This is a genomic window from Bacteroides sp. RTP31139st1_H2_RTP31139_211217, assembly GCF_040227615.1.
In the GTDB taxonomy this organism is placed as follows: domain Bacteria; phylum Bacteroidota; class Bacteroidia; order Bacteroidales; family Bacteroidaceae; genus Bacteroides; species Bacteroides uniformis.
Map to the genome: position 1 here is coordinate 6,893 of NZ_JBCNZM010000065.1, position 8,429 is coordinate 15,321.

General features: G+C 45.7%; 7 protein-coding genes and 1 pseudogene (1 of these 8 cut by a window edge). 4 read left to right on the forward strand and 4 right to left on the reverse strand.

What is annotated here, in order from left to right:
- From ABUA47_RS12315 to dnaK, 3 genes and pseudogenes are all read right to left on the reverse strand, one after another.
- Window positions 1-819: pseudogene (locus tag ABUA47_RS12315) on the reverse strand (phage integrase SAM-like domain-containing protein); it reaches 507 nt to the left of the window's first position.
- 8 nt (window positions 820-827) lie between these two features.
- Window positions 828-1,379, reverse strand: coding sequence for a helix-turn-helix domain-containing protein (locus ABUA47_RS12320; protein ID WP_117951840.1), 552 nt, complete (start codon window positions 1,377-1,379; stop codon window positions 828-830).
- A 199-nt stretch (window positions 1,380-1,578) separates the two neighbouring features.
- Window positions 1,579-3,498, reverse strand: a complete 1,920-nt coding sequence (dnaK, locus tag ABUA47_RS12325; RefSeq protein WP_005831748.1) for a molecular chaperone DnaK — start codon at window positions 3,496-3,498, stop codon at window positions 1,579-1,581.
- Between the two features lie 446 nt (window positions 3,499-3,944).
- On the opposite strand from dnaK, the gene ABUA47_RS12330 reads away from it, so the two are divergent.
- Window positions 3,945-5,345, forward strand: a complete 1,401-nt coding sequence (locus tag ABUA47_RS12330; protein ID WP_349831632.1) for an MATE family efflux transporter — start codon at window positions 3,945-3,947, stop codon at window positions 5,343-5,345.
- A 53-nt stretch (window positions 5,346-5,398) separates the two neighbouring features.
- Window positions 5,399-5,974, forward strand: coding sequence for a Crp/Fnr family transcriptional regulator (locus ABUA47_RS12335; RefSeq protein WP_005831755.1), 576 nt, complete (start codon window positions 5,399-5,401; stop codon window positions 5,972-5,974).
- An 81-nt stretch (window positions 5,975-6,055) separates the two neighbouring features.
- On the opposite strand, the gene ABUA47_RS12340 is transcribed toward ABUA47_RS12335, so the two are convergent.
- Complete coding sequence (locus tag ABUA47_RS12340) at window positions 6,056-6,847, reverse strand: META domain-containing protein (RefSeq protein WP_057097800.1); 792 nt, start codon at window positions 6,845-6,847, stop codon at window positions 6,056-6,058.
- Window positions 6,848-7,042: 195 nt separating this feature from the next.
- Between ABUA47_RS12340 and ABUA47_RS12345 the strand changes: the two genes are divergently transcribed.
- Window positions 7,043-8,236: a saccharopine dehydrogenase family protein gene (locus tag ABUA47_RS12345; RefSeq protein ID WP_005831761.1), complete on the forward strand. Its 1,194-nt coding sequence runs from the start codon at window positions 7,043-7,045 to the stop codon at window positions 8,234-8,236.
- A gap of 52 nt (window positions 8,237-8,288) precedes the next feature.
- Window positions 8,289-8,429, forward strand: a 141-nt coding sequence (locus tag ABUA47_RS12350; protein WP_349831638.1) for a redoxin domain-containing protein, incomplete at its 3' end; no start/stop codon positions are given.

Sequence of the window (8,429 nt, forward strand, 5' to 3'; positions counted from 1 at the left end):
AGATGATGGTACTCCGTCTCGTGGGATCGGAGATTTGTATAAGAGAAAGGTACAAACCTATCGGTTAAGTTCCTCTAAGGTAAGATGCTCCCTTCTTGCCTCTTTCTCTTTTATACCTTTTATCTTAGCTGCAATATCAGATACAAAATATCCATCAACAAACGCTTGCTTTAATCCAGCCTTGAATATTGCGAAATAGGTGGAAGCCGTATTTTGCGAGATTGTCCCTTTCTTGTTACCTCCTTGTGGAGCATCCAAAAGGAACAACCTAAAATCCTCAACCAGCTTTGTGTCTATGTTGGCAAAGATCATTGGCTGATTGTCGGTAAAGATGAGCATCAGTGCATATACACGATTCCAATTTACAATAATAGAGTCTGAACTATTCCTGTGCCGAATATCTATTATACTCTTGAAATATGTAATAAAATCGCATTGCGATTTCTCTTTCTGTTCCAATAAGGAGGCTTCTGATTCAGAATAAAGTCCTGCGGTATCGTATTCCTTTTGTCTAATAGCCCTGACCTTGTCTGCATAGATGCATGATTCTTGGTCAAGCTCCGACTTACAAAGGATAACACCATTGACATCACGTTTCGGCTTATATGTTACACTTCCGTCGGAAGCTGTTCTTGCCGTTCTGCTTTTGTCCCATATCGGAGTGGTTATAGTACGGTTGACATACTCGCGCACTCGCTGTGGCTTGCCACCGTTTTTGGATATAACCGGATATGACTCTATGTAAAGATACCATTCCTTGCGAAACTCTGCCTTGCGAAGTTTCACGGAAACACGGGTGTGGGATAGAGATTTCTTCATAGAGATGCTTATTTATAGAGATTGTCTATTTCTTTTTTGGGTACATATACGAAATTGCCGATTTGCCGAGTCGGAATTGAGAACTTTCTGATTTGAAGATAGAGTGTACTATCATTCATGTGATATTTCTCACACGCTTGCTGTATCGTATAGCAATCCTTTGGTTCCAAACTATACAGCTTGGGAATGGGCTTGGGCTGCTTCTTAAGCAAGCTCTTCCTTAGAGGGTACATCTCCATAAGCGTTTCTTTGCTTACTCGTGTTTGACGTTGCCCGACATTCACACTTGGAATAACACCCTTGCGTATTAAACGATAAAGAGTTTCCTTGCTGATGCCAAACATAGAATAGGCTTCTGGAACGGTGATGTACTCTTGGTCTTTGGGAATAGATTTGGCTATAGCATCCAAACGCTCATTTCTTTTCTCTTCATCTTTTCTGCGCTTAAATGCAACTTTAGAACATCTTGGTGAGCAATACCAAGACGTGATGGTCTTTGCGACGAATGGCTCACCGCAAATCTTGCATTTTCTTGTTATCTCAAACTTTGCTGCACCCATACAATTCTACTTTATTATTACTTATGTTTATTAAGTGTCACATTATCTACCAATAAGTGTTGGTACAGATATGATGCAAAAATAAAGTTAATATCCGAATATAACGAAAGAAATACAAAGTTTAACTAAAAAGAAAATCCGCATAACTCATTGAGCTATGCGGATTTATCTATCTATACCTTTCGGTAGTTATCTATACTTACTTAACCTCCTCAAAATCAGCATCCTGCACATTATCGCCATGCTTTGTATTATCCTGAGCACCGCCTTGTTGACCTGCATTCATATCAGGACCAGCCTGTGCACCACCCTGAGCACCGCTCTGGGCATACATTTCAGCACTTGCAGCCTGGAATGCCGTATTCAGTTCGGCCATGGCAGAATCTACGGTAGCCAGGTCTTGAGCCTTATGGGCATCTTTCAGCTTCTGCAAAGCAGCTTCAATCGGAGCCTTCTTGTCGGCAGGGAGCTTGTCGCCGAGTTCCTTCAACTGATTTTCGGTTTGGAAAATCATAGAGTCGGCCTGGTTCAACTTGTCTACTTTCTCACGCTCTTTCTTATCTGCTTCGGCATTGGCTTCGGCTTCGGCTTTCATCTTTTCGATTTCTTCCTTGCTCAAACCGCTGGAAGCTTCGATACGGATAGCCTGTTCCTTACCGGTAGCCTTATCTTTGGCAGACACCTTCAAGATACCGTTGGCGTCGATATCGAATGTCACCTCAATCTGAGGAATACCGCGACGTGCCGGAGCAATACCTGTCAGGTTGAACTGGCCGATTGACTTGTTCTGTGCAGCCATCGGACGCTCACCCTGCAATACATGGATGGTAACCTCCGTCTGGTTGTCGGCAGCAGTAGAGAATGTCTCGCTCTTCTTGCAGGGGATGGTAGTGTTGGCATCAATCAGCTTCGTCATCACACCACCCATAGTCTCGATACCCATAGACAGCGGAGTAACATCCAGCAACACAACGCCCTTAATTTCGTCCGTCAAAACGGCACCCTGCACGGCAGCACCTACGGCTACTACCTCATCCGGATTCACACCCTTGGAAGGAACTTTACCGAAGAAGTCTTCTACCAACTTCTGTACAGCCGGGATACGTGAAGAACCACCTACAAGGATTACTTCATCGATGTCCGCATTGTTCAGACCAGCATCGCTCATAGCCTTCTTACAAGGTTCCAAACAAGCTTGAATCAAGTTGTGAGCCAGAGCCTCGAACTTGGCACGGGTCAACGTCTTCACCAAGTGCTTGGGCACACCGCCTACCGGCATGATGTACGGCAAGTTGATTTCAGTGCTTGTAGAAGAGGACAGTTCAATCTTAGCCTTTTCAGCAGCTTCCTTCAGACGTTGCATAGCCATCGGGTCTTGAGTCAGGTCGGCACCTTCGTCGTTCTTGAACTCCTGAACCAGCCAGTCGATGATTACCTGGTCGAAATCATCACCACCCAGGTGAGTGTCACCGTTGGTTGACAATACTTCGAACACACCGCCACCGAATTCGAGGATAGAGATATCGAATGTACCACCACCAAGGTCGAATACGGCAACCTTCATGTCCTTGTGAGACTTGTCAATACCGTAAGCAAGAGCTGCGGCAGTCGGCTCGTTCACAATACGCTTCACTTCAAGACCTGCAATCTGACCGGCTTCCTTCGTAGCCTGGCGTTGGGAGTCTGAGAAGTATGCGGGGACGGTAATTACAGCTTCTGTCACTTCTTGTCCCAGATAATCCTCGGCAGTCTTTTTCATCTTCTGCAGAATCATTGCAGAGATTTCCTGCGGGGTATAGAGACGTCCGTCGATGTCTACACGCGGAGTATTGTTGTCACCCTTTACTACTTTATAAGGCATACGGCCGATTTCTTTCTGTACCTGGTCCCAGTTTTCGCCCATGAAACGTTTGATGGAGAAAACCGTACGGGTGGGGTTCGTGATAGCCTGACGCTTGGCAGGATCACCGATTTTACGTTCGCCACCATCAACAAATGCTACTACTGAAGGAGTGGTGCGCTTGCCTTCACTGTTTGCAATTACTACAGGTTCGTTACCTTCGAATACTGCAACGCAAGAGTTTGTTGTTCCTAAGTCAATACCAATAATTTTTCCCATGATCGTTATTTTTTTTATTTGTTATTATTCTGTTTCGACGTCCGCCTCAGTGGCAGACGCCAATAAAAAGACAAACGTTGTGCCAAATTGTTCAGAGCAGCCGCAGATTTATACTTGTGGCAGTTTATCTGTCAGTTTGGCAGAATTAAAATCATTTTTTCTGTCGGAAATTACCATTTGTTAATTTCCATTCCATTCAAAAGCTCTACTTTTGTCGCCCGAATCAGAGATGATAAAACATGAACAACATTAATCATTTCCCTTGCATACCTTTAACCGTTCCTCCATGGAGAAAATATTGTTCCACCGTGGAGAAAATATCATTCCACCACGAGGGAAATATCGTTCCACCATGGTGGAACGATTAAGGATTAGTTAACATTGGGCTTAATCGTAGCAACGGAAATGATTGGTTTTCACATATTAAAGAAATAAATAAGATGAGTATGGAAAAGATGAGAGACAGTATCGACTTCAAGAACACGGACATCAAGACATTGTTCCGCAAACTATTGCTCCCTACTGTACTGGGGATGATTTTCTCCGCACTATTCGTTATCACCGACGGCATCTTTGTCGGAAAAGGAATCGGCAGTGATGCTTTGGCGGCGGTCAACATTGTGGCACCGCTATGGTTGTTTTCTACGGGTGTGGGACTTATGTTCGGCGTCGGCGCCTCTGTGGTAGCCTCCATTCATCTGTCACACGGAAAGGTCAAGGTGGCACGCATCAATATCACGCAGTCGGTAGTCATATCTTCCTTGTTGCTGATGTGCACCTCCACCCTATTCTGTTCATTTGCCCCGCAGGTGGTAAAGCTGCTCGGAGGGTCTGAACGGCTCACGCCATTGGCTGTGGAATACATGCTTTGGTTTGTGCCTTTCTCTCTGTTCACGGCATTGCTCAATTCGGGTATGTTTTTTCTGAGGCTGGACGGTTCGCCCAACTTCGCCATGATGTGCAATGGGGTGGCTGCCGTTCTGAACATCCTATTGGATTATCTGTTCATCTTCCCCTTTGGCTGGGGAATGTTCGGTGCTGCACTGGCAAGTGCCATAGGTACCACGGTAGGTGCATTGATGATAGTATTCTATCTGATGCGCCGCCGGTGCGCACTGCGCTTCCACCCCATTAAGATGAGCCGGAAAAGCATGCAACTGATGCGCCGCAACATTGGCTATATGTGCCGATTGGGTTCCTCCGCCTTCTTGTGCGAGGTGGCGATTGCCTGCATGATGTTTGTCGGCAACCAGGTGTTCATCCATTATTTGAAGGAAGACGGAGTGGCGGCATTCAGCATTGCCTGCTATTTCTTTCCTATTATATTTATGGTATATAATGCCATTGCGCAGTCGGCGCAGCCGATTATCAGTTATAACTACGGCCTGAACGAGAGCCAACGTGTCCACCGCACCTACTTGCTGGCACTGAAAACGGCCATAGGCTGCGGTGTATGTTTTGCCCTGGTCACAATATTCTGCAGTCCTGAAATTGTCGGTATGTTCATAGACCGCAGTTATCCGGCTTATGACATAGCGGTAAAAGGGTTGCCTTTGTATGCCACCGGCTTCGTGTTCTTTGCCGTCAACATCGTATCCATCGGCTATTTCCAGAGTGTGGAGCGTGCCAAATACGCCACAGTTATCACCCTGCTGCGTGGTTTTATCCTGCTGACAGCCTGCTTTTTCGGACTGCCCCTGCTATTGGGAGACCGGGGAATCTGGCTTGCCACTCCTCTTGCAGAAATGCTGACAACCCTCTTTATCCTCGTGATTTACATATCCGGGAAAAAGGAACATAAAGAAAAATCCGTATCTTTAGACAAGATGGGCTGCACCCCAACATAACTTTTTCATGCAAGCATAAAAGTCCTGTCTTCGGTTTACACTATCTTTGCAGCATGGAAACTATGATAAAGAAATTCTGCAAGAAGTATAAACTACCGGAAAACACTTTGCACGAACTTCTGTCACACATGGCAGAAGTTCGTTTCAGCAAGGGAGAACTCATTATCAGCGAAGGGGAAAGGAACAGCAACTTCTATCTTTTGAAGAAAGGCATCTGGCGCGCCTACTACCTGACAGACGGCACGGAAAACTCCCTTTGGTTCGCCGCACCGGGCGACACAGCTTTCTCATCGTGGGGATATGTGGACAGCGAGGTTTCCCTCATCAACATCGAATCGGTGAATGAAAGCATCGCCTATTGTATCAGTAAGCCTGAGCTGGAAGCCCTTTTTTCGCATTCCATAGACATGGCCAACTTCGGCAGAAGAATCTTTGAGCGGGAAATTCTGTCGGTAGACAGTTCCACAGTAGCCTACGGCACCCCTCCCACTGCCAAAGAAAGGTACATGACGCTGATGGAAGAGAATCCGGAACTGCTGCAGGATGTACCGCTCAAGTATCTGGCTTCTTATCTCTACATCACTCCGCAATCCCTGAGCCGGATACGCGCAGGATTAAAGAAAAAGTAAAAGACCTTTTTATGTCAAGATGCAAAAAAGGCTCTTAGCAGATTATTTCTGTAAGAGCCTTTTTTATTTCAACCTATCTTGTCAGTTCTTCACCAACACCATCACCAGGTTATTGTCAGCATCGTACAGCCCGATGCCTCCGCCTGCCAGCTTGCCAAAAGACTGAACGGAATTCAAGGCTTTCAGCACACGGTCTTCCACCTCCATATCAGGGCATGCCATCATGGTACTGATAACTTGCGGGAAAGAGATTGCCGACGGGTTTTCATCATCAACCTGGAAAGCGCCGTTAATCAGATTGCAACCCGCATTGCCGTGCAAGCGCTTTTCTGCAATATTAAATTCAATGAACGGCTGCTTCTCCATTCCGTCGGGAATAGCCTCGCCCGCAGCCTCACTAATTATCCACTTTCCTTCCAAATCAGACAACTTGGAAACGGATTCTTTCTTCTGCAACACGACTATGGGACGATTGGAAGCACCGCATAAAGCTATATTTTCCTTTCCCAGCTTCTTATACTTTTTCACTTTGTTCAAAGCCGACAACACATTATTTTCTACAGTCATATCCGGACAAGCCATACGGGTACTTGCCAAAGCGCCAAGGTCAATCGTGCCGGGCTTGGCATTCACGTCAAACGAACCCATCATACGGTTGCAACCACTGTTGCCAAATACTTTTCCAGTCTTTGTGTCAAAACCGATATAGGGAAATTCCTGACCCGGAGCAGGGACTACGGCAGTACCATTCACTTCAATAATATTCCACTCACCGCTGATGGAAGAAAGAGTTGCAGCATTTTTGGTTGATGCACAAGAAGACAAGCCCATCAACACGCTTGCCATGCATAGGGAAACAAATACTTTTTTCATTGTTATTCGTTGTTTAAGTTAATTTATTCAAGGGGCAAATATATAGAAAATAACCCAAATGCAAGTAATTTGTTTAATATTTGAAGCATTTGCCCCAAAGTATTTAGCAGGATTTTAATGTTTATCTAAGAATTAACCCTTATATTTGCTCTCCGTATTTTTTATAAACCTAATATAATAATATAGTACAAAGAAATGGGTAAAGTTCTTATTATCGGTGCAGGCGGTGTAGGTACCGTTGTTGCGCACAAAGTGGCTCAAAATCCTGATGTGTTTACAGAAATCATGATAGCCAGCCGCACCAAGTCCAAATGTGACGCTGTTGTCAAGGCAATCGGTAACCCGAACATCAAAACCGCCCAGGTAGATGCCGACAGCGTGGACGAACTGGTAGCACTCTTCAATAGTTTCAAACCCGAAATCGTCATCAACGTAGCCCTCCCCTACCAAGACCTCACCATCATGGAGGCTTGTCTGCAAAGTGGAGTCAACTATCTGGATACCGCCAATTATGAGCCGAAAGATGTTGCCCACTTTGAATACAGTTGGCAATGGGCCTATAAGAAACGCTTCGAAGATGCCGGACTGACCGCCATCCTCGGTTGCGGTTTCGACCCGGGAGTGAGCGGCATCTATACTGCATACGCCGCCAAACATCATTTTGACGAAATACAATATCTGGACATCGTAGACTGCAATGCCGGAAATCATCATAAAGCATTCGCCACCAACTTCAATCCGGAAATCAATATCCGTGAGATTACACAGAACGGCCGCTATTATGAAAACGGAGAATGGGTGACAACCAAGCCGCTGGAAATCCACAAAGACCTGACTTATCCGAACATCGGTCCGCGCGACTCCTACCTGCTTTATCACGAAGAACTGGAGTCTCTGGTGAAGAATTTCCCCACCATCAAGCGTGCACGCTTCTGGATGACGTTTGGACAAGAGTATCTAACCCACCTGCGCGTTATCCAGAACATCGGCATGGCACGCATAGACGAAGTGGAATATAACGGCATGAAGATTGTTCCGCTGCAATTCCTGAAAGCCGTCCTCCCCAACCCGCAAGACCTGGGCGAAAACTACGAAGGCGAAACATCCATCGGTTGCCGCATCCGCGGACTAAAGGATGGCAAAGAGCGTACCTACTATGTATATAACAACTGTAGCCACCAGGAGGCCTACAAGGAAACCGGTATGCAGGGCGTAAGCTATACCACCGGTGTGCCCGCCATGATTGGTGCCATGATGTTCCTCAAGGGATTGTGGAAAAAACCGGGTGTATGGAATGTTGAAGAATTCAATCCGGACCCATTCATGGAACAGCTCAACAAACAAGGCCTGCCTTGGCATGAGATTATCGACGGAGACTTGGAAGTTTGAAATTAATGATTAAACATTAATCATTATCCACTAATCATTAAACATTAACAAAGTGAATATAGGAGATAAAGCACCCGAAGTATTGGGTATCAACGAAAAAGGTGTAGAAATCCGCTTGAGCGACTATAAGGGAAAGAAGATTGTACTTTACTTCTACCCCAAAGCCATGACATCCGGCTGCACGGCACAAGCC

Coding starts and splice junctions, on each gene's coding strand:
- ABUA47_RS12320 (WP_117951840.1), bottom strand. CDS start 1,379: ATGGGTGCAGCAAAGTTTGAGATAACAAGAAAATGCAAGATTTGCGGT.
- dnaK (WP_005831748.1), bottom strand. CDS start 3,498: ATGGGAAAAATTATTGGTATTGACTTAGGAACAACAAACTCTTGCGTT.
- ABUA47_RS12330 (WP_349831632.1), top strand. CDS start 3,945: ATGGAAAAGATGAGAGACAGTATCGACTTCAAGAACACGGACATCAAG.
- ABUA47_RS12335 (WP_005831755.1), top strand. CDS start 5,399: ATGGAAACTATGATAAAGAAATTCTGCAAGAAGTATAAACTACCGGAA.
- ABUA47_RS12340 (WP_057097800.1), bottom strand. CDS start 6,847: ATGAAAAAAGTATTTGTTTCCCTATGCATGGCAAGCGTGTTGATGGGC.
- ABUA47_RS12345 (WP_005831761.1), top strand. CDS start 7,043: ATGGGTAAAGTTCTTATTATCGGTGCAGGCGGTGTAGGTACCGTTGTT.